Annotated in this window: 17 protein-coding genes; 2 read left to right on the top strand and 15 right to left on the bottom strand. The window is 41.5% G+C overall.

Annotation, left to right across the window (positions count from 1 at the left end; translation table 11 throughout):
- Positions 1 to 77: 77 nt before the first annotated feature.
- The 14 genes from CWC16_RS06330 to CWC16_RS06265 form a co-directional block, all read right to left on the bottom strand.
- Positions 78 to 3164 carry a ligand-binding sensor domain-containing diguanylate cyclase gene (locus CWC16_RS06330; RefSeq protein WP_138540913.1) on the bottom strand — a complete coding sequence of 1029 codons (3087 nt, stop codon included), beginning with the start codon at positions 3162 to 3164 and terminating at the stop codon, positions 78 to 80.
- Between the two features lie 37 nt (positions 3165 to 3201).
- Positions 3202 to 3687 carry a phosphatidylglycerophosphatase A family protein gene (locus CWC16_RS06325; protein ID WP_024031690.1) on the bottom strand — a complete coding sequence of 162 codons (486 nt, stop codon included), beginning with the start codon at positions 3685 to 3687 and terminating at the stop codon, positions 3202 to 3204.
- Positions 3684 to 4658 (bottom strand): thiamine-phosphate kinase, encoded by a 975-nt coding sequence (thiL, locus tag CWC16_RS06320; protein WP_138540912.1) that lies wholly within the window; start codon positions 4656 to 4658, stop codon positions 3684 to 3686. Before thiL ends, CWC16_RS06325 begins: the two co-directional genes overlap by 4 nt.
- 94 nt (positions 4659 to 4752) lie before the next feature.
- Entirely contained in the window at positions 4753 to 5163 is a 411-nt protein-coding gene (nusB, locus tag CWC16_RS06315; RefSeq protein WP_004586866.1) for a transcription antitermination factor NusB, read from the bottom strand.
- A gap of 15 nt (positions 5164 to 5178) precedes the next feature.
- Positions 5179 to 5643, bottom strand: a complete 465-nt coding sequence (gene ribH, locus CWC16_RS06310) for a 6,7-dimethyl-8-ribityllumazine synthase (protein ID WP_004586865.1) — start codon at positions 5641 to 5643, stop codon at positions 5179 to 5181.
- 101 nt (positions 5644 to 5744) lie between these two features.
- Positions 5745 to 6857 carry a bifunctional 3,4-dihydroxy-2-butanone-4-phosphate synthase/GTP cyclohydrolase II gene (gene ribBA, locus CWC16_RS06305; protein ID WP_055020229.1) on the bottom strand — a complete coding sequence of 371 codons (1113 nt, stop codon included), beginning with the start codon at positions 6855 to 6857 and terminating at the stop codon, positions 5745 to 5747.
- A gap of 29 nt (positions 6858 to 6886) precedes the next feature.
- Positions 6887 to 7540, bottom strand: a complete 654-nt coding sequence (locus CWC16_RS06300) for a riboflavin synthase (protein ID WP_055015326.1) — start codon at positions 7538 to 7540, stop codon at positions 6887 to 6889.
- Positions 7541 to 7556: 16 nt separating this feature from the next.
- Complete coding sequence (ribD, locus tag CWC16_RS06295) at positions 7557 to 8690, bottom strand: bifunctional diaminohydroxyphosphoribosylaminopyrimidine deaminase/5-amino-6-(5-phosphoribosylamino)uracil reductase RibD (RefSeq protein ID WP_138540911.1); 1134 nt, start codon at positions 8688 to 8690, stop codon at positions 7557 to 7559.
- A 2-nt stretch (positions 8691 to 8692) separates the two neighbouring features.
- Positions 8693 to 9142, bottom strand: a complete 450-nt coding sequence (nrdR, locus tag CWC16_RS06290) for a transcriptional regulator NrdR (protein WP_004586861.1) — start codon at positions 9140 to 9142, stop codon at positions 8693 to 8695.
- A 411-nt stretch (positions 9143 to 9553) separates the two neighbouring features.
- Positions 9554 to 10810: a serine hydroxymethyltransferase gene (glyA, locus tag CWC16_RS06285; protein WP_055018152.1), complete on the bottom strand. Its 1257-nt coding sequence runs from the start codon at positions 10808 to 10810 to the stop codon at positions 9554 to 9556.
- A gap of 270 nt (positions 10811 to 11080) precedes the next feature.
- Complete coding sequence (thrC, locus tag CWC16_RS06280) at positions 11081 to 12364, bottom strand: threonine synthase (protein ID WP_138540910.1); 1284 nt, start codon at positions 12362 to 12364, stop codon at positions 11081 to 11083.
- A gap of 11 nt (positions 12365 to 12375) precedes the next feature.
- Positions 12376 to 13311 (bottom strand): homoserine kinase, encoded by a 936-nt coding sequence (gene thrB / locus CWC16_RS06275; RefSeq protein WP_138540909.1) that lies wholly within the window; start codon positions 13309 to 13311, stop codon positions 12376 to 12378.
- A 9-nt stretch (positions 13312 to 13320) separates the two neighbouring features.
- Positions 13321 to 15738: a bifunctional aspartate kinase/homoserine dehydrogenase I gene (thrA, locus tag CWC16_RS06270; protein ID WP_138540908.1), complete on the bottom strand. Its 2418-nt coding sequence runs from the start codon at positions 15736 to 15738 to the stop codon at positions 13321 to 13323.
- 229 nt (positions 15739 to 15967) lie between these two features.
- On the bottom strand, positions 15968 to 16336 hold the full coding sequence (locus CWC16_RS06265) for a response regulator (protein ID WP_055015321.1): 369 nt from the start codon (positions 16334 to 16336) through the stop codon (positions 15968 to 15970).
- A 361-nt stretch (positions 16337 to 16697) separates the two neighbouring features.
- Between CWC16_RS06265 and CWC16_RS06260 the strand changes: the two genes are divergently transcribed.
- Both CWC16_RS06260 and rdgC read left to right on the top strand, forming a co-directional pair.
- Positions 16698 to 18455: a HAMP domain-containing sensor histidine kinase gene (locus tag CWC16_RS06260; protein WP_055015320.1), complete on the top strand. Its 1758-nt coding sequence runs from the start codon at positions 16698 to 16700 to the stop codon at positions 18453 to 18455.
- Between the two features lie 83 nt (positions 18456 to 18538).
- On the top strand, positions 18539 to 19447 hold the full coding sequence (gene rdgC / locus CWC16_RS06255) for a recombination-associated protein RdgC (protein WP_138540907.1): 909 nt from the start codon (positions 18539 to 18541) through the stop codon (positions 19445 to 19447).
- An 81-nt stretch (positions 19448 to 19528) separates the two neighbouring features.
- Here rdgC and CWC16_RS06250 read toward each other — a convergent pair whose 3' ends face one another.
- Positions 19529 to 20368, bottom strand: a complete 840-nt coding sequence (locus CWC16_RS06250; protein ID WP_055015319.1) for an HDOD domain-containing protein — start codon at positions 20366 to 20368, stop codon at positions 19529 to 19531.
- Positions 20369 to 20509 lie beyond the last annotated feature (141 nt).

Raw genomic sequence — 20509 nt, 5'->3', positions numbered from 1 at the left:
GCTTAGCTTTCTCATTACTTCATAGGTTTAGTTTATCTATCAATAGCAACACGCATATAAAAGGTATCGATTAAACTTTATCGCATCCACACTTTAATATCTGCTAAGCCATTACTTTGTAAAATACCCAGCTGTTGATCTACATTCGAATTTTGCTCAAACTCAAACGCATCTAACTGTTTATCAAACGTAATATTAGCGACACCATCACCACCGCGTTTTTTAACCTGATGAAGCGCTATATCGGCTAAGTTTATCGATGTTTCCCAACTGATTACTTGCCCACCTAAAAGTGGCAGTGGGTAAAAAGACCACCCTAATGACGCTGTTATATTGGTGGTTTTACCGTTCGGTAGTTGAAACGAATTTAATGCAATTGCTTGGCATAAATCAGAGGCATAGCTGTCAATCATGTTGCACTTAAAGTCACGCAGTAATAATAAAAACTCATCCCCACTCCAGCGTGCTACATAATCAGAGCCTTGGGTACGCGAATTAAGTAACGCTGCCATTTGTTGTAAACAACTATCCCCTGCGATTGGTCCATATGCATCGTTTATACGACTGAAATTATCAAAGTTAATAATAAGCAGCACAAGTGACTTGCCTTGCGCTTGTAAAGACTGCGCATTACGTTGAAAGTGCTCAATATCTTTAGGAAGCTGATCAAATAAGAAGCGACGGCTACGAAGCCCTGTAAGCTCATCTGAGTGACTAACAAGTTTAAGTTGTGAGTTTACTTGGCCCAGCTTGTCATTGGCTTGGCGCAGCTCTAATGTACGCTCTGTAACCAAGGCTTCGAGTACTTCTTGCTTGCGTCGCTCTTGCGCTCTAAATACCCAAAAAATAAAGTAAAATAGTAAAATAAAGCCACTAACAATGAGTAGCCTAAAGTAAATGGTCTCGTCAAAACGCTGCGGTACAACAAATGCGTACTCGGCAGTCTGTGCTCTATCCCAATCTTCGCCTTGACGTTTTGCCTCAAGTTCGAATAAAAAAGCCCCTGCAGGTAAATTTGTATAAATGGCCTCTCGGCGTGCATTAGCATAGCGCCAATCGCTATCTAAACCACTTAACTTATATCTGAACTCAATACTGTTTGGTGCATAATAATCGATGGCGGTGTACTTTAACGTTATATCGCGCTCATCGGTATCTAGCAGAGGTTTTTCGCCTAATGCGGCGGTAGTTAACGCACGCAGTGGTGTGGTTAGTGTTTCTACTTTAGGCTTTAATACATTTAAGCCAAATAGCTCGGTATTTTTAGGTATTTCTACAATGCCTTGTAAGCTTGGGTACCAAATTGAATAATCTGTCATGGCAACAGCATCATGCCCTAAACCGTTACAACATTGGCTTGCTTTACCATCAAGTTGCCTGTCAAAAGAAGAAATAACCTCTTCCACTTTTAGGCTCGACACATCACCTTTAAATTGCGCTACTGGCATACGGTAAACACCTTTCATGGTACTTACCCATACACGCTTGTAGTTTTCGTCATACTCTAAGCTAAAAATAGAGCCATAGGGTAAGCCGTTGGCTGCATCTAACTGTCGCCAATGCCCTTGTAAACTTCTGTAAAATAGGCCGTCGTTAAGCGAGCCTATTAAAATACCTACCCCATCTATGTGTAATACGCTGGTGATGTATGCACTTTCGAGCGAGGTTTGGTCACCTATTTTTTCAATGCCACGGTCGGTAAAGTAATACGCGCCTTTACTGGTACCTATTACACCAAAGTTTGCTTTATCAAGCACATAAGTTATAAATTTACTGCCTAAAAAGGCATTGTATGCAAAGGGTGTTAACCCGCCATAACTCAGCCTATACAAGCCACGCCCTGTACCTATCCAAAAGCCCCCTTTGCTTGATGGACTAATAGCAAATACAGGGTTGTCGCGCAGGGCTCTGCCCGGAAAGCTGTATAGTTTATCTTGCTCGTAAAAAAACAGCCCTCGTCCGGTCGCTATATATAAACGCGAGCCATCAAACTGTAAGTCGTGTACTGTTGCACGCCCAAATTGCGCGCTGGGTATTTTATTGACAAAGTTTTTATTTAAATCGAAATACCCAATACCACTTTTATTTGCCACCCATAAATTTCCATCGGGCGCTTGGCTGATTGCCATAACGGCCTCAGTCATTTGCGATAAAGCAGAGTGGCGTTCTATACGCCCTTCGTGTGCAAGCCATAAGCCTTCGCTAAAACTTGCAAGCCAAATATTATTTTGGCTATCGCGGTAAATATCGGCAAACCAAATACTTTGATCAAGCTGACTTGGCTCAACCCATTGCCACTCACCCGACTTAGCTCTAAAAAGCAGTCGTCCATACGTAGAAACCCATAAGCCACCATTGGTGTCGCTCATAAATTTATACACAGCTGAGTTATTCGCATTCGGCAGCGGGAAAGGTCTTAGCTCATCGTCTAAATCTAAAAAGTAGGCACCCAGTTCAGAGGCTAAGTATAAGTTACCATTTAAAAAAGACAGATCATGAACAATGGTTTGTGCTAACCGCTCTGGCAATGATACCTTGGCTGTTAACTCCAACCTGAGTTTTGAAAAATCAGAGGCGCTTTTAGTTAAGCGTAGTAAATGACGGTCGTTAACCAGCCAAATCCCCTCTGGAGAAAGCGCCATTTGACTAACCGACCCCACTATTTGGGTGATCACGGTGGCATTAACAATAGGAACGAGTTCGTTCGCTTTATCACGTAAATCGACTTGGTTGCGGTCTACATAATAAAGCCCATTAGCTGCAATCCAAATGCTGCCTTTGGCATCTTCTAATATGTCTCTAACTGGGCCTTTAATATTAAATTCTTGTGCGGCAAGCGTTTGCGGGTTTATAACCACCAAGCCACTTTTAGTGCCTACCCATAAATAGCCATTACTATCTATGAGCAATTTATTAATACCATTACTTGGTAAAAAAGGACTATTTTGTGTGTTGTAATTAGTAAAAGTTGTGCCGTCAAAACGGCTAAGACCAAATTGCGTTCCGACCCACATATAGCCTTGCTGATCTTGCACAACACTTTTAAGCGATTGCGAGGGCAAACCATCTTTAATATTCCATTGCTTAACAACGTAATCAGTAATAGAAGCCCAACTTGGCATGGCACACAACATAAGTACACATACCAGTAAAAATCGCATCATTTTGCTGCCACCTAATTAAACAAATAAAACACAAAAATTAAAAGGGTAGTAAACCTGCTTTTATTAACGCTTGCAAACAAATAAGTGAAAAAATACCGGCAAGTACATCATCAGCCATTATACCCACACCACCGTCCATTCGCTTATCGAGCGTTTTAATCGGGCCTGGTTTGGCAATATCAAAAAATCTAAATAATAAAAAGCCTACAAGCAAGGTTTGCCAACTAAGCGCTGCGCCGATCATCGTAATGTAATAACCTGCAACTTCATCCCACACTATGGCTGGGTGGTCGTGCACACCTAAATCATCGGCGGTTTTGCCACACGCCCAAATACCAAAAATACTAATAACCACAGCAAACACGATTTGTAGCCAAAGCGGAAAATACATGGTCATAAAAATAAATGGTAAAGCAGCAAATGTGCCAAAGGTGCCTGGCGCAACAGGCGCAAGGCCAGTGCCAAACCCTAGGCCAAATAACTGGTGCGGGCGCTTTAAATTAAACTGTTTTTTGCTAGTCAAACCTGCTCCTTGGCAAAGTGCTCAAAGCCCTGTTGCTCAAAATTAAATTTTTCACCGTGGTGTAAAAGCTCAATGTGCCCTTCGCCACTTTTTATTTGCCCTATGCACGTTGCTTCTACGCCGTATTGACGTAATTTAAGCTCCAACATGCTTTTATTATCTTCAGAGACAGTAAAAAGTAATTCGTAGTCATCGCCATAGCCTAAAATATACGGCAATTGCGCCTCAAAGTTCAGGCTTGAACGCATAGCGTCTGAGGTTGGGATGTTTTCGATATTTATACTGGCGCTGACTTGTGACATATCAAGTATGTGGGTTAAATCCGCGATAAGGCCATCAGACACATCAATAGCTGATGAAGCAAGGCCTCGTAATACTTGCCCTGCAGCCACCCGTGGAGTGGGGTAATCAAAGCGGCTATTTATGTACTTTAAGTGCTCAGGCTCAATACTGAGGCCACGCTTGCGAGATTCAATAGCCAAGCCGGCATCACCTAGCGTGCCGGTTACACATACCCAGTCACCCACTTTAGCACCTGCACGGCGTAAAGCTTTGCCCTCTGGCACAGTGCCTTTAGCGCATATAGTAACTGTTAAAGGGCCCTGTGTAGTGTCGCCACCAATTATTTGTACATTAAAGTACTCAGCAATTTCGTGCATTCCCTCAGTAAATTCTTCAATCCACTGCTGGTTAATATTTGGTAGGGTTAATGCCACCGACACCCAAGTAGGCTCTGCTCCCATGGCTGCTAAATCACTTAGATTTACGGCCAGTGCTCGGTGTCCTAATGCTCGGGGAGAAATGTCATCAAAAAAATGAACACCCGATACAAGCGTATCAGTTGTTACTGCCAGTTGGCAGTTTTGCGGAACGGTAACTAATGCACAGTCGTCCCCTATTCCTAGGCTTACATCACGACGAGTTATACCACGACCTTTAAAGTAGCGGTTTATTAATTCAAATTCCTTCATACACAAAAAAGCCGACCTACGCCGGCTCTCCTTTTTAACGTGTACTAACTGTTAAAGCTAAGCTCTTAAGTAGAGCGCTTTAGCAAAGTTAGTATTACTTGCGTAAATGCTTAACAGCTTTATCAAGTACACCGTTTACAAATTTATGGCTGTCTTCAGCGCCAAATATTTTAGCAAGCTCAATGCCTTCATTGATTGCTACTTTGTATGGCACATCTTCACGGAATTTAAGCTCATACGCGCTTAAACGTAAAATTGCACGCTCTACCATATCTAAATCATCAAATGGACGTGTTAAATGCGGAGAGACAGCTTCATCTAGTTGCTTATAGTTAACGGCAACGCCACGCGCTAAATCTTTAAAGTATTCAACATCAATTTTAGTCACGTCGTTTTCGATCAACATTTGTTGCTCGATATCGGCAATTAAATTGCCACTTAATTGCCAAGAATAAACGGCTTGAAGTGCTAAGATACGTGCTTTACGTCTTGCTGCTGGTTTCACAAAAATTCCTTAAACTTAAATTTTATCTAACACATTAACCATTTCAAGCGCGCCTAATGCCGCTTCGCCGCCTTTGTTACCCATTTTGGTACCAGCGCGTTCAATTGCTTGTTCAATGCTTTCTGTGGTTAATACGCCAAATGCAACCGGGATATCATACTCAAGCGATACATTTGCAAGGCCTTTGTTAGATTCGCCAGCAACGAGGTCAAAGTGTGGTGTACCACCTCTGATCACTACGCCTAATGCGATGATTGCATCATACTCTTTTTTTGCCGCAATGCGTTTTGCCGCTAAAGGTAACTCTACTGCACCGGGTACATACACAACGGTAATGTCATCATCGGCTACGCCACCAGTACGCTTTAGTTCATCAACAGCACCTTCAAGTAGGCTGCTACCAATAAAATCGTTAAAACGAGAAATAACAATAGCGAATTTTTTGCCTGGAGCGTACTTATTACCTTCAATAATTTTCATTTGATAACCCTAAAAATATGTTCAAGCGGTTGCGATTGCGCAAAAATTGCTGCGCATCATACCATAAAAATAAAAAAATAGACTAGTTAAAAGCGCAGCCCTTATTGTGGCTCAACGTAATCAACCACTTCTAAATGAAAGCCCGAAAGTGCGTGGTACTTTTTAGGGCGACTCATTAAGCGCATTTGCTTAATACCTAAATCAGCCAGTATTTGCGAGCCCACACCAACAGTACGTGATGTGCCTTTAAATTTACGCGGCGTAACATTCTCACCAGCGTCGGCAGCAGCAAATGCTTTAACAGTAGCCTCTAGCTCTTCAGTGCTTTCTTGCTTGCCTAAAATAACCAATGCACCATTGTTTTTTGCAATGTGCGCCATTGCATCTGAAAGCCCCCAACTACGATCCGCACTTCTGTCCGAGAGTAAAATATCGTTAAAGGTACTTTGTAAGTGTACACGCACAAGCGTTGGCTCGTTTTCTTTAATTTCGCCTTTTAACAATACGTAATGCAGTTGGCCGTCAATGGTGTCTTTGTAAGTTACTAAATCAAACTCGCCGTGCTCGGTGGGCAACTTACACTTCGCCACTTGCTCTATGGTGGTTTCGTTAAGGTTTCGGTACTCAATTAAATCTGCAATCGTGCCAATTTTAATACCATGCTCTTTAGCAAAGACTTCTAAATCAGGGCGACGTGCCATAGTGCCATCGGCATTGAGAATTTCGACAATAACCGATGAGGCTTCAAGGCCCGCTAATCGCGCTAAATCACAACCGGCTTCGGTATGGCCTGCGCGCGTTAAAACACCACCAGGTTGCGCCATAATAGGAAAAATATGGCCTGGTTGTACTATATCGCTAGGTACAGCGCCTTTTGCTATTGCCGCTTGAACTGTGCGCGCTCTATCAGCTGCCGATATACCGGTTGTTACGCCTTTGGCAGCTTCAATCGACATAGTGAAATTAGTAGAAAACGCAGCACCATTATTTTTTACCATTAATGGTAAATCAAGCTGTTGGCAGCGCTCTTGTGTCATAGTTAAACAAATTAAGCCACGGCCATGAGTGGCCATAAAATTAATGGCTTCGGCGCTAATGTGCTCTGCTGCAATGATTAAATCACCTTCGTTTTCTCTGTCTTCGTCATCCATTAAAATAACCATTTTACCGGCTTTAATGTCATCGATGATTTCTTGTGCGCTGTGTAAGTTCATAAATTTGCTCGTGTAAGTTATCAGTGTCGTTATTTAACAAAACCAGCTTTAGCTAGTAAGCTCATTGAAATGTCTGAGCCCGTTGGCTGCTCAGCCCCTTTAATAAGGCGCTCTAAATAACGTGCAATTTGGTCAACTTCTAAATTAACGCGTGTGCCCACTTTAAAATCAGCAATGGTAGTTTGCTCGCTTGTGTGCGGCACTATGGTTAATTTAAATTCATTACCTTGGACAGCATTTACTGTCAGGCTTATACCATCTATACATACAGACCCTTTATAAGGTATGTACTTCATTAAGTTTTCATCTGTGCTTAACCAGTACTCTGTTGCGCGCGCATTACTCGTAATAGCGGTAATGGTGGCAATGCCATCAACATGACCAGAGACCAAGTGCCCCCCTAAACGCGAAACCGGCTGCATGGCTTTTTCTAGATTAACTGTTTGGCCAATATTATAATTTGCAAACCCAGTGAGGCTGATAGTTTCATTTGATAAGTCGGCACTAAAGCCATCAATGTGCTTATCGACTACGGTTAAGCATACACCGTTAGTGGCAATGCTATCACCTAGCTTTACATCGCTCATATCAAGGTTAGCGCTTTGAATGCGAATGGCTAAATCGCCTTGTTTTTTTTGTAATAGCGCAATTTTGCCTGTGGCTTCAATTATTCCAGTAAACATAGCCCTACTCTTTAAATTAAGTGGTTGGAATGTGTTTTATAGCGGTTATACGTAAGTCATCGCCTATTTTTACACACTCTGTAAACGTCAAATTAACGGTATTTTGCATATCTGTCAGCGGTGCAAAATTAACTAAGCTTTTTGCATCGCCCCCCATTAATTTTGGCGCTAGATAAAATATATATTCGTCTATTAAATTAAGCTCTGTCATTTTACCGGCAAGTGTAGCACCCACTTCTAAATAAACATGATTAAATTGCAATTTAGCAAGGTGCGCTAAAACAGACGTTAAATTAACTTTGTTATTGTGCTGTGGCACTTCAACATGCCTTACAAAATGTGGCCATTGCGCTGATTTATCAACCTTGGTAGTAAATATTATTATATCACTTTGAGTATTGAATAATGCCAACTCTGGTGTAAGCCTATTTTGCGAGTCAATGATAACACGCACAGGTTGGCGAAGAGGTAACTCGGTAGGTAAAGCCTCTGGGAGTTCGTTTAACCTTACATTAAGTTTAGCGTCATCCGTAATGACCGTATCGGCGCCGGTTAAAATAGCGCAACTTTGTGCTCGGTGTAACTGAACATCTTGTCGCGCAGCTGAGCCAGTAATCCACTTACTTTGTCCATTTTTAAGCGCAGTTTTACCATCAATACTAGCGGCCATTTTACACGTTACGTACGGCAGCCCCTGCTCCATACGCTTAAAAAACCCCAAATTAAGTGCGCGTGCTTGCTTCTCTAACAGCCCAAAAGCAACCTCAATACCAGCATCGCTAAGTATTTTAAGCCCCTTGCCTGCTACTTGCGGGTTAGTATCGACCATCGCAGCAATCACCTTTACTACACCTGCCGATTTTAAAGCTTCTGCGCAAGGAGGAGTCCGCCCGAAGTGACTACACGGTTCAAGCGTAACATAAGCTGTTGCGCCTTTTGCATTTTCACCTGCTACAGCAAGCGCATTAACCTCAGCATGTCCCTGCCCCGCTAATTGATGAAACCCTTCACCAACTATGTGGTTATCTTTAACTAAAACACACCCTACATTGGGGTTTGGAGTGGTTGTAAATCGCCCTTTTTTCGCAAGTTCGATGGCCCGCGCCATATACATTTCATCTTGTTCGGTAAACGGTATTTGGCTTTGCATTACTACTCCCCTAAACGGGCAATTTCTTCACCAAATTCGCGTATATCTTCAAACGAGCGATATACAGAGGCAAACCGCACGTAGGCGACTTTATCAAGCTTTTTAAGCGCCTCCATTATGCACTCCCCCACCAAGTGGCTCGATATTTCTCGCTCACCGGTAGCACGCAACTGCGATTTGATAATATTAACCACTTCATCTACTTGCTCAGTACTTACAGGGCGTTTTTCTAGGGCGCGATTAAGGCCATTTAGTAGCTTGTCTTCGTTAAATGGTTCTCGGCTACCGTCTTGTTTAATCACACGAGGCATAACTAACTCGGCGCCTTCAAAGGTAGTAAATCGCTCGTGACACTCGTTACATTCACGACGACGGCGAACTTGGTGGCCTCCGCCAACAAGGCGAGAATCAATAACTTTAGTATCTTTTGCGGTACAAAATGGGCAATGCATAACTAGGTACTTCCGTTTTAAACAAAAAAGGCCGCTATTTAGCGGCCTTTTATCTTAGCAAAAAAATAGGGCCTGTTGGCCTTTCAGGATTAAATTTGTTCTATCTAGGGGTGATTTGATCGCGGCGCGAGGTTTGTAACCTAGTGGGCTAAGTAAAAACCGAGCAAAGCTTCCGCGTCCTGCTCACGCCCCTTACCTACATCCATGTAGGCAACAAAGAGTAAATCGCCCCTAGGACGAACTCGAGGGCAGTGCATGTTTGGCATTTATGCTGCGTTATCGCCTATTTGTGTGGAGTAACCACACTACATAGACTCTGCCTTGCCTAAAAACCAAGCACACTACTGCAAATTAAATCTCGAAAGGTAAACAGGCCCCTTGTTGTGCTCTAAATTACTGCTGCTTATGCAATTAAGCGTATACAGGTAGTTTTGCACAAATTGCTTTAACTTTTTCTTTAACTTGCGCTTGTACTGACTCATCGTTGATATTGTCTAATACGTCACAAATCCAGCCAGCAAGTTCTTTCGATTCAGCTTCTTTAAAGCCACGACGTGTAATTGCAGGTGAACCAATACGTAAACCAGAAGTAACAAACGGTGAGCGAGGATCGTTTGGTACAGAGTTTTTGTTCACAGTAATGTTTGCATTACCAAGCGCTGCGTCTGCATCTTTACCTGTGATATCTTTATCGATTAAATCAAGTAAGAATAAGTGGTTTTCTGTTTTATCAGATACGATTTTGTAGCCGCGCTCTTGCATAACAGCAACCATAGCTTGTGCATTTTTAACAACTTGTGCTTGGTATGTTTTAAACTCTGGTTGTAGTGCTTCTTTAAATGCCACTGCTTTTGCAGCAATAATGTGGCATAAAGGACCACCCTGGCCACCTGGGAATACAGCGCTGTTAAGCTTTTTGTAAATTGCTTCGTCACCACATGCAGAAATAATTAAACCACCACGAGGGCCTGCTAATGTTTTGTGTGTTGTTGTTGTTACAACATGCGCGTGAGGTACTGGGCTTGGGTAAACACCCGCCGCAATTAAACCAGCAACGTGAGCCATATCAACGAATAAGTAAGCACCTACTTTATCAGCAATTTCACGGAATTTAGCCCAATCAACAATACCTGAGTATGCAGAAAAACCACCAATAATCATTTTTGGCTTATGCTCTAGTGCTAGCGCTTCTACCTGTGCGTAATCAATTTCGCCGGTTACTTCATCTAGCCCATATTGGATAGCATTATATAGCTTACCAGAGAAACTTACGTGTGAACCATGCGTTAAGTGACCACCATGAGCTAAGCTCATACCAAGTACAGTGTCACCGGCTTCTAATAACGCTAAAAAAACAGCGGCATTAGCTTGAGAGCCTGCATGAGGCTGAACGTTCGCATAGTCAGAACCAAATAACTCGTTCGCACGATCGATTGCAAGTTGCTCAACAACGTCTACGTGCTCACAACCGCCATAGTAACGTTTGCCCGGGTAACCTTCTGCGTATTTGTTTGTAAGCTGTGAACCCTGCGCTTCTAGTACGCGTGGGCTACAGTAGTTCTCTGATGCAATTAATTCAATGTGCTCTTCTTGGCGAGCAGTTTCTTTGTTTATCGCGTCAAATAACTCTGGATCAAAATCCGAAATATTCATGCTACGTTCTAACATTGGGGTCTCCTAGGGCAACGTGTATGGTGTTTTTTAGAGGCTTTATTGTACGCTTTAAACAACGCTTTGCCTACGCTCTTAAGTTGAGGATATTTAAACAGGGATTGAATCTATTTCACAGCATTTTTAAGATGATATTTTTTTATAAATTCATTAATAATTTAAATGACTTTTAATTTTTACATTTAATTAGTTAATGACAGTAGTTTTATAGACTGCATTTAAAACACAAAAAAAGCGGCCAAAGCCGCTTTTTTAACACTAAGTTAGTTAGCCCAACTTAGTGAGTATTTCATTACGTAACGCGTCGTAATCGGCGTTAATGTCCTTTGCTAAACAAGGTTTTGCAAGTGCGTCGCTCAGTGGTTTTGGCATCTCAAGTTCAATATTTAGAATCTCTTCTACGCTTTCTTTAAACTTAGCTGGGTGAGCAGTTGCTAAAAAGATACCTGCTGCGCCGGGTGCTTTATTCTCTACAAGACCTTGGTATGCAATAGCGGTATGGGGCTCTGCAACATAACCAGTTTGTTGAATATTTTTCATCACTGCTTGCGTATTTTCTTCGCTCACGCTGGTTGAGTAAAAATTATCGTAGCTAAACCAGTTATTATCTAACATTGTTTGCACACGTGGCCAGTTATTTGGCTTGCTCACATCCATCGCATTTGAAAGCGACTCAAGTGTGGCATTTGGCGCCCAATTTTTATCAAGCATGTAACGTGGCACGGTATCGTTTTGGTTCGTCGTTGCGCTTAGTTTACCCACCGGCAAACCGATTACAGCACCAATCATGGCGGCACATACATTACCAAAGTTACCACTAGGGACCGAAATATGCGCGGTAGCACGCTTTTCTTTTGGTAGCTGAGCAATGGCTTCAAAGTAATAACATACTTGTGCCACTAGGCGGCTAATGTTGATTGAGTTAGCTGAATTAAGACCAAGTGTAGATTTAACTTCGTCATCTAAAAATGACTTTTTAACCAGCTCTTGGCAATCATCAAAACTGCCATCAACTGCGTAACAATGAATGTTGTTACCAAGCGTAGTAAATAGCTTTTGCTGAGCAAGCGAAATTTTGCCTTTAGGATATAGAATAACCACATCTATATTTGGCTTGTTGTAAAACGCATGCGCTACAGCAGCGCCAGTATCGCCAGAGGTTGCCGTTAAAATCGTGACTTTTTCGCCTTTGTTAAACTGTGCTAAACACTCAGCCATAAAGCGTCCACCAAAGTCTTTAAACGCAAGCGTAGGACCGTGAAAAAGCTCTAAACAATAGTTATTGTCTTCAACCTCTAACAATTTTACAGGAAAATTAAACGCATTTTTAACCATTTGAGCAACAGTATCAGCGGGCAGTTCATCGCCAATAAGGTGCGATAAAATTTTGCTACTGCGGGTAACAAAATCCATATCTAATAACGCATCTACATCAGTTAGTGGCGCTAAGCTTTCAGGGAAAAATACCCCCTGATTGCGCCCAAGCCCTGTTTTTACCGCTTCAACAAACGACACTTTTTGAGAATTTTCTTTTAAATTATGTAATTGCATAAATGCCTATCCTATAAAACTGTTAATTGACGCGTGCCGTCGTTATCTAATTTACAAATGTGGCAAAAGCCCTGCTCATTTATATAGTTTTGCGCTAACCACTGCGCACATTTTTCAGCCGCTTCTAATGTTTTACACACTGTAAATAACGTAGGGCCGGCACCTGAAATACTGACAACTTCAGCGCCTAATGCTGGAAGGTTCGCTTTTGCCTCACTGAAGCCGGCAATTAAAGGCGCTCGGTACGGCTCTGCAATATCGTCTTGCATAATGCTTAGTGCATCATCAAAACGCTGCGTTAATAACAAGCTGCTAAATGCAGATAAACGCTGAGCAAACTCAACCCCCGCATGCATACTTAACTCTTTTGGTAATACCGAGCGAGCCTTTGCGGTATTAAGCGAAAAACCAGGGAACGCCGCTACGTAGTACCAGTTTTCATCAACTGGTAAAGCAATTGACTTATCAGGAATTAAATCGCCTGTAAGCTGTAAGCCTCCTAAATAACACGGGGTGATGTTGTCGTAATGACGCCCACCACTGACTATCGCTTCAAAATCAGCCATTAACTCAATCAGCTCAACTTGGCTTAAATTGGTTTGAGCAAACTTATCAAGCGCAGCAAAGGTTGCGACCACCGAGCACGCACTCGAACCTAGCCCTGAGCCAATTGGTAAGTTCTTTTTAAGTTCTAATTTTACACTTGGCATATCTGGCGCCACGTGCGCTCTAAAATGCACTAAACACTGATATGCTAGGTTTTCGCTCGCATCGCTTGGTAACTTATGCGCGTATTCGCCTGAGCAAACAAACTCATCACTTTGAGCGGCGCTTACTACGGCTACATCACCTAATAAACTACCATCAATAGGCGCAAGCGCTGCGCCTAGTGCGTCAAAGCCGACTGCAAAATTACCTATAGACGCCGGAGCATATACTTCTATCATTTTTAACTCCTAGCGCGATAACGTTTTTAATACGTCGGCAAATACACCGGCAGCGGTTACTGCAGAGCCTGCGCCGTAACCACGTATTACAAACGGGCGTGGTTGATAATACTGACTTAAAATAGCTAACGCGTTTTCACCATCACGAATAACATTTAATGCATGCGATGAATCGACCGCTTCAATACCTACTTTACAGTGGCCTTCTTTAATTGTACCTACATAACGAAGTACTTTACCCTCTGCTGCGGCACTTTGAATACGGTCGTTAAACTCAGCGTCTAAACTTGGTAGTTTAGCCATAAATTCATCTACGCTGTCGTCTTGTGCAAAACCTTGTGGCAATACCGACTCCACTTCTATATCGCTAAGCTCTAATTTCATGCCGGCTTCGCGAGCAATAATCAGTAATTTACGTGCTACATCAGTACCCGATAAATCATCGCGTGGGTCTGGCTCTGTAAAACCGCTTTCTTTTGCTTTAATTGTTGCCTCAGAAAGTGATAAACCATCTTCTAGTGCACCAAACATGTACGACAGTGAGCCTGATAAAATACCGCTAAACTCGAGTAACTCATCACCTGCACCAAATAACGACTGTAAGTTATCGATTACCGGTAAGCCTGCACCTACGTTTGTTTCGTATAAAAATTTGCGGTTATTTTTTTGTGTTGCTGCAATTAAGTTTTGGTAATAATCGTACGAGCTGGTTGTTGCTTTTTTATTAGCGGCCACCACATGGAAGCCCGCATTTAAAAAGTCTACATACTGAGCGGCTAGCGCATCAGAAGACGTACAATCTACAAGCACTGGGTTTACTAAGTGATTTTGTTTTACAAACTGCTCAACTAAATTTAAGTCAAACGCTTGCTCTGATGCTGCTAGCTTTTGCTGCCAGTCATCAAATGCAATACCTTCGCTGTCTAAATGCAATTGACGAGAATTAGCAACGCCATATAGGTTTAATTTAATATTTCGTTTTTCAAGCCACGCTTGTTGGCGTTCTAACTGAGAAATAAGCTCTTGGCCTACTAAGCCACAGCCAAGTAAAAATACGTCAATTGAAGGGACGTGAGTAAAAAAGTTTTCGTGGCATATTTTTACTGCATCGTTACACAGCTCACCGTCAATAACCGCCGAAATAGCACTTTCTGTAGAATCCTGCGCAATGGCTACAATGTTTACTTGGGCCTGTGCAAGTGACGCAAAAAACTGCGCAGCTAAACCTTTGTGTGCACGCATGTTATCGCCCACTAAAGTAACAATGGCAAGGTTACGTTGTACGTTTACCGGCTCAATTAAGCCTGCTTGTAATTCAAGCTCAAATGCACTTTGCAAGGCCTCTAGCGCTAGCGCTAAATCGCTTTCGTGCACACAAAAGCTAATACTAAACTCGCACGATGATTGCGTAATTAACACAATCGATACGTTATCGTGCGCAAGAGCATTAAATACTTTAGAGGCCATACCCACCTTACCTTTCATGCCAGGGCCTGACACGGTAAGCATTGCTAGGTCTTGCAAGCTAGAAAGCGCTTTTACAGGTTCATCCGATGAATAATCGTTACCAATTAATGAGCCTTGAGCATCTGGGTTATGGGTATTTTTAATTTCGCACGGTACACCCGCTTTGGCGCACGGTAAAATGGTTTTAGGATGAAGTACTTTAGCGCCAAAATAAGAAAGTTCCATTGCTTCTTTATAAGATAAAAAGTCAACTTTAGTCGCTTTTTTGATGTAACGCGGATCGGCGCTGTACACCCCATCAACATCTGTCCAAATTTGACATACCTCAGCATCTAAACATGCAGCAGCAATTGCCGCTGAGTAGTCAGAGCCGTTACGACCAAGCGTAGTGAGTTCACCTTGCTCATTGCTGGCAGTAAATCCTGGCATAATATAAATAGTGGCTGGGTTTTCTTTAAGTACTGCTTGAAAACGTGCTTTACTCGTTACTAAGTCGGCTTCAGCATCAATGTAACCCCCTGTAGAGGCAACACAGCGTGTTGCTTCTAGGTATTGTGCATTGTGCGAGCTTAATAAACTTTGCATAAGCGATACACTTACTCGCTCACCAAAACTAATTACAAAAGCACGAATTTGATCTGGGCAGCATTTAATAAGCGCCACACCATCAAGCTTATTTTTAAGCTCATGAAAATCTGGCCAGTTTGCGACTTCGCCACTGCTTTTTTCTACTTCTGCTTTTAATGTTTCGCATCGGCTTAGTAAAGCTTGCCATTGCTGTGAAAAGTCCTGACCTTGCTCTGCGGCACTTGCCAGCGCAACTAATGAGTCAGTCATACCACCGGGTGCAGAAAGCACCAGTAACATTTCATCTTTTAACTGTGCTTTGACAAGTTGAGCTACTTGCTGCAAACAGGCAAAGTCAGCAAGCGAAGAGCCTCCAAATTTTAAAACGCGCATTATTTATGTTCCTCATCCCATAAAACGAAAAAAGGCCTGTGTTCTTAGTGAACACAGGCCTTTAAATTTGTTGCACCGACCTATGCCACTATCCAGTAAGAATGGTGGTTGTAATAATAATGGTCAGTACGCGATTAATTGTTTTCATAACGCTAAGACTGCCTTAACAAAGGCTATGCTGTCAACCCCAAATTAAAAGATAAAACAGCCTTTTTGAACATGAAAAAACCTAATGAATGCCAAATTTATGCAAAACTTCACTTAAGGCTGATTTGTTAATAGGTTTATTTATAAAGTCGATAGCACCTAACTGCGCCACCTTTTGCTTCATTTGTTGTTGAATATCAGCGGAGATCACCAATACAAAGCACTCTATTTTTTCTGCCTTAATACGCTCTAGCACCTGTACACCGTCAACTTCTGGCATGGTTAAGTCTAAACACAGAAGATCAAATTGCTGCAAGCGTAAAAGCTCAAGCGCATCGGCCCCGTTTGCGGCTTGTTGTATGTCGGCATTCACGCACTCATTTAAACAACGCACAACTTGTTTACGTGCAACAGTGGAATCATCACACACTAATATAGAAAATTTCATCATGTTTACTACTAAAATAACCTTCTAAAAATTATAAAAACGAGCCATCCGTTGGTTTTTTTCTATTCTAACACGTTCCTAAAACTCTAACACTTTGCTTGTTCGTATAGTGTGATACGGTAACCTTACAATAAAACTTTAACTATTATTAATAATTCCCCACCCAATCGATACTTATGTAACATAAGTGGGCATTTGGATTACTTTAAGTCAAATTAGTGCACTATTATTAAAACAAAACGACTCTCAAGAGTCAGTCTCTTTAAAATATAAGTTTTTTTATTTATTTTTAAGGTTTTATTGACTAACTTTTAGGATAGAAATTGCAACTTAGATATAATTATACCGGATGAGTAAATCCCATATGTTACAAAAAAGCCTTTCTAAGAAATTGTTAACTAATGTTTTATCAGTTTATTTTTTACTCACCTTCGTGGTGACATGTGGACAAGTGCTTGCTGAATTTGTAAATACTAAAGACTACATTCGTGATGAGCTCAGTACACTACAAAAAACCTTCAGTAGAAGCTTAACGCGCGCAATTTGGGAACTAAATACAAAGCAAACAATAACAACCGCAGAAGGCTTACTTGCCATCCCTATGGTGGAGGGCATTATTGTACGCGACGACAGCGGCGAAATTATTTCGCAACTGGGGCGCTCTTTAGATATACATAAACTTTATAATCAACAACTTGTTCAGGAAGAAGTTATTATAGAGGACACTAAGTCAGGTCTCTTTGGTTATACATTCCCACTCATTTTTGAGTTCTCAGGACGTGCTACGCAAGTGGGTGATGTAACCTTATTTTCGAGCCGCGACGTGGTGTTTAGCCGAATAATGGTATCTATTTACTTTTTAATTGGTAACGCCATGATCAAAACCACCTTTTTGATCATCTTGTTTTTAATGGCATTTAGAAAACTGCTCACCGACCCGTTAAACGAATTAACCGATCAAATAGAAAACCTTGAGCTTGATGACTTAGAAGGTCAACACATAGAAATTGAAACCGAAGAGCATAACGAACTAAACGTTATGGAGCAGTCTTTTAATAACTTAATAGATAAAGTAGTCCAATACAGAAAGGAGCTTGAACACACTCAACGTGAACTGATTGTTAGTAATGAAAAGCTCGACCAACACAATATACAACTTGAGCAGGATGTTGCTCGTAAAACGTCTAATTTAAGTCAAGCAATGATGGATTTACAGCAACAGAAGTACGAACTAGAAAAACAAAAGCTGGTACTAACCGAAGAGGTTGATTTACGTAGGCACACCGAAGAAGAGTTATTAACCAAACAAAAAGAGCTCGAACGCTATCTTGATGAGCTAAGCCTTGCTCAAGAGCGATTAGTTGGAACAGAAAAAATGGCCGCATTAGGCGGGCTTGTTGCTGGCATTACACATGACATAAATACGCCTATTGGTATCGGGGTAACCGCTATATCATTCTTGCAAGAGCGTTTAAATACCTTAGAAAGCGCTTATAAAGAAAAAACTTTATCGCCCAAAGCATTAGAAGAATTTATAAACGAAGCCAAGCAAAGCACGAGCTTGCTTACAACCAACCTTGATAGAGCCTCTGAGCTCATTGCCAGCTTTAAACAAATAGCGGTAGATCAAGCCAGTGAAGCTGTAAGAACAATTAACTTTAAAGATTACTTAAACGAAGTGATTTTGTCGCTTCACCCTAAACTTAAAAAAACCAAGCACACCATAAACTTGCAGTGTCCGGATGATTTAGTGCTAAATTTGCCTGCTGGGGCGATTAGCCAAATTTTTACCAACTTAATTATGAATTCAATTATTCATGGGTTTGATAACATTGCACAGGGCAATATTGATATAAATATTAGTGCCAATGACACACTCCTTGTGATTGACTACAAAGATAACGGTAACGGTGTAACAAAAGAGCAGTTAGCTAAATTGTTCGACCCCTTCTTTACTACAAAGCGCGACCAAGGCGGTAGTGGCTTGGGCACACATATAACCTTTAACTTAGTTAAGCAAACGCTCAGCGGCTCAATAGAGGCTAACAGTGAACCCGGTAAAGGACTGCATTACCATATTGAGTTTCCTAAAAATATGCCAAAGCCATTATTTAATCAATAAAGGCTTTGGTTAAAATCAGCCATTTCGAGAACCCCATTTTATTGCTATGATTGAGCAAATTTATAAGATGGAAAAGTTACCTTATGTGGTTTAGTAACCTGATTTGTTATCGCTTTAAGCAAGATGTTTCGTACACTCAAGAAGAGTTTGAAAAAGCGTTAGAACAAGATGTATTTCGCCCGTGTGGCTCTCAAGACCTCTCTACATTTGGTTGGACAAAAGCATTTGGTAAGCATGGTGACTCGCTGGCGCATTTTTCACAAAAAAGCATTTTAGTGTGTGCCAAACGTGAAGAAAAAGTGCTACCTGCATCTGTTGTTAATGAAATGGTTGCCGAAAAAGTAGATCAAATAGAAGCGGAAGAAAACCGCCCGGTTAAAAAGAAAGAAAAAGACGAGTTAAAAGAAAACATTTTAACGACCTTATTACCTCAAGCGTTTAAAAAATCAAGCCTGCAGTTTGCCTTTATTGATCAAGAAAACGGGTGGGTTGTAGTAAACAGTGGTAGTTTTAATAAAGCAGAAGAGTTACTTGCATTGCTGCGTAAATCGCTGGGCACTTTACCGGTAGTTCCTGCGTTTGCAAACTACGACCTGGATGTATTTTTAACTGATTGGCTAACTAACTTCAGCACGCCAGAAAACTTTGCTATAGGGTTTGATGCAGAACTCGAAGAAGCCGACGACAGTGGCGCACAGGTTAAACTAAAAGGCCATGATTTATCATGTGATGAAGTTAAATCGCACCTAGAAACTGGTAAACGTGTGACTAAACTTGCGCTTGACTGGCAAGAACGCCTGAAATTTATGCTGCAAAACGATGGTTCTATCAAGCGTTTAAGCTACTCAGAAACCTTAAAAGAAGAAAACGCCGATATTCCAAAAGAAGATATGGCGGTTAAACTAGATGCTGACTTTATTTTAGCCTCGGAAGAAATCAAGCTACTGCTTGAAGAGCTGACGGCCGGTTTAGGTGATGCAGAAGATTTATAAAACGCTAAAATTATAAGCGCTACTAAAACCAAAAAAGCACGACTCAGTCGTGCTTTTTGCTTTTACCTTTATAACTGCTAATTAGCTAAATGTGTCTTTCACACTTTCAAGCATGTCGTTGTATTCGTCACTTGAAAATAGCTGCATAGATGGAATAACACCTTTATCTATGTAGGTTTGTAAAGCCGCTGATTTATCAGACACCTGTAATGTTCCCTCTAAAATAGCGCCAATACGAATAAAATCAACATAACCAATCTCTTCAGGGCGATATGTAGGGTCAGCCCAATGCCTAGCAACATTTACAAATTCAGGTGGGAACTCCCACGCGCCCATAATTGAGCCACCAATTTTACCACTGAGTTTTTGAATTGCATGCGCTAAAAAGCTTGGGTTAGCAAACACCTCTGGGTGGCGCTCAGCTTCGGTTAAAATAGGCAGTACACCAATGTTATATACCAACGACGCCAACGTTATAGAGTCACTATTTAACGATGTGCGTTTATTATTTTGTAAATAAAACGCCATAAGCGTTATTGAGTGCCCCGCCACGTTTAGCGTTTTTTGCCACGCTTTACTCATGTAGCCTTTTATTAGCTCATTATTAGAAACAAACAGCTGCTCCATTGCCATTGCGGTTGCTATATTTTTAATTTGGCGTAAACCAATGCGAGTAACTGCTTGCTGTAAGTTAGATACCTTAACTGTGCGACCCATGATTGCACTGTTAGCTACTTTAATCATGCGCGCTGAAAGTGCTGGGTCTTGGCTAATGACCTCTGACATTTGCATTAGGTTTACATCTGGGTTGTCAGCCGCTTGACGCACTTTAATGGCGACTTCAGGTAAGGTAGGTAAAACCAAAGTATCGTTGTTGATTCTATCAACCAAAATCGTTAATAGTGCATTTTCTGTAGACATAGAACTGTCATCCTTTTGTTTCTGGGCCGCAATGCAACTGCTAACCTCGGATAAAATGAGTAATACAATGAGTAATACAATGAGTAATACAATGAGTATTATCTAACTTACCGATAAAGTTAAGAAAATTATATAAATTAA

The sequence above is a fragment of the Pseudoalteromonas sp. S3776 genome, from assembly GCF_005886915.1.
Lineage (GTDB): Bacteria > Pseudomonadota > Gammaproteobacteria > Enterobacterales > Alteromonadaceae > Pseudoalteromonas.
This window is presented reverse-complemented; position numbering and strand designations above follow the sequence as displayed.

Bases quoted from the DNA above. Each gene is read 5' to 3' on its own strand.
- CWC16_RS06330 (WP_138540913.1), bottom strand. From the start codon at position 3,164: ATGATGCGATTTTTACTGGTATGTGTACTTATGTTGTGTGCCATGCCA.
- thiL (WP_138540912.1), bottom strand. From the start codon at position 4,658: ATGAAGGAATTTGAATTAATAAACCGCTACTTTAAAGGTCGTGGTATA.
- ribH (WP_004586865.1), bottom strand. From the start codon at position 5,643: ATGAAAATTATTGAAGGTAATAAGTACGCTCCAGGCAAAAAATTCGCT.
- ribBA (WP_055020229.1), bottom strand. From the start codon at position 6,857: ATGAACTTACACAGCGCACAAGAAATCATCGATGACATTAAAGCCGGT.
- CWC16_RS06300 (WP_055015326.1), bottom strand. From the start codon at position 7,540: ATGTTTACTGGAATAATTGAAGCCACAGGCAAAATTGCGCTATTACAA.
- ribD (WP_138540911.1), bottom strand. From the start codon at position 8,690: ATGCAAAGCCAAATACCGTTTACCGAACAAGATGAAATGTATATGGCG.
- nrdR (WP_004586861.1), bottom strand. From the start codon at position 9,142: ATGCATTGCCCATTTTGTACCGCAAAAGATACTAAAGTTATTGATTCT.
- glyA (WP_055018152.1), bottom strand. From the start codon at position 10,810: ATGTTAGAACGTAGCATGAATATTTCGGATTTTGATCCAGAGTTATTT.
- thrC (WP_138540910.1), bottom strand. From the start codon at position 12,364: ATGCAATTACATAATTTAAAAGAAAATTCTCAAAAAGTGTCGTTTGTT.
- thrB (WP_138540909.1), bottom strand. From the start codon at position 13,311: ATGATAGAAGTATATGCTCCGGCGTCTATAGGTAATTTTGCAGTCGGC.
- thrA (WP_138540908.1), bottom strand. From the start codon at position 15,738: ATGCGCGTTTTAAAATTTGGAGGCTCTTCGCTTGCTGACTTTGCCTGT.
- CWC16_RS06265 (WP_055015321.1), bottom strand. From the start codon at position 16,336: ATGATGAAATTTTCTATATTAGTGTGTGATGATTCCACTGTTGCACGT.
- CWC16_RS06260 (WP_055015320.1), top strand. From the start codon at position 16,698: ATGTTACAAAAAAGCCTTTCTAAGAAATTGTTAACTAATGTTTTATCA.
- rdgC (WP_138540907.1), top strand. From the start codon at position 18,539: ATGTGGTTTAGTAACCTGATTTGTTATCGCTTTAAGCAAGATGTTTCG.
- CWC16_RS06250 (WP_055015319.1), bottom strand. From the start codon at position 20,368: ATGTCTACAGAAAATGCACTATTAACGATTTTGGTTGATAGAATCAAC.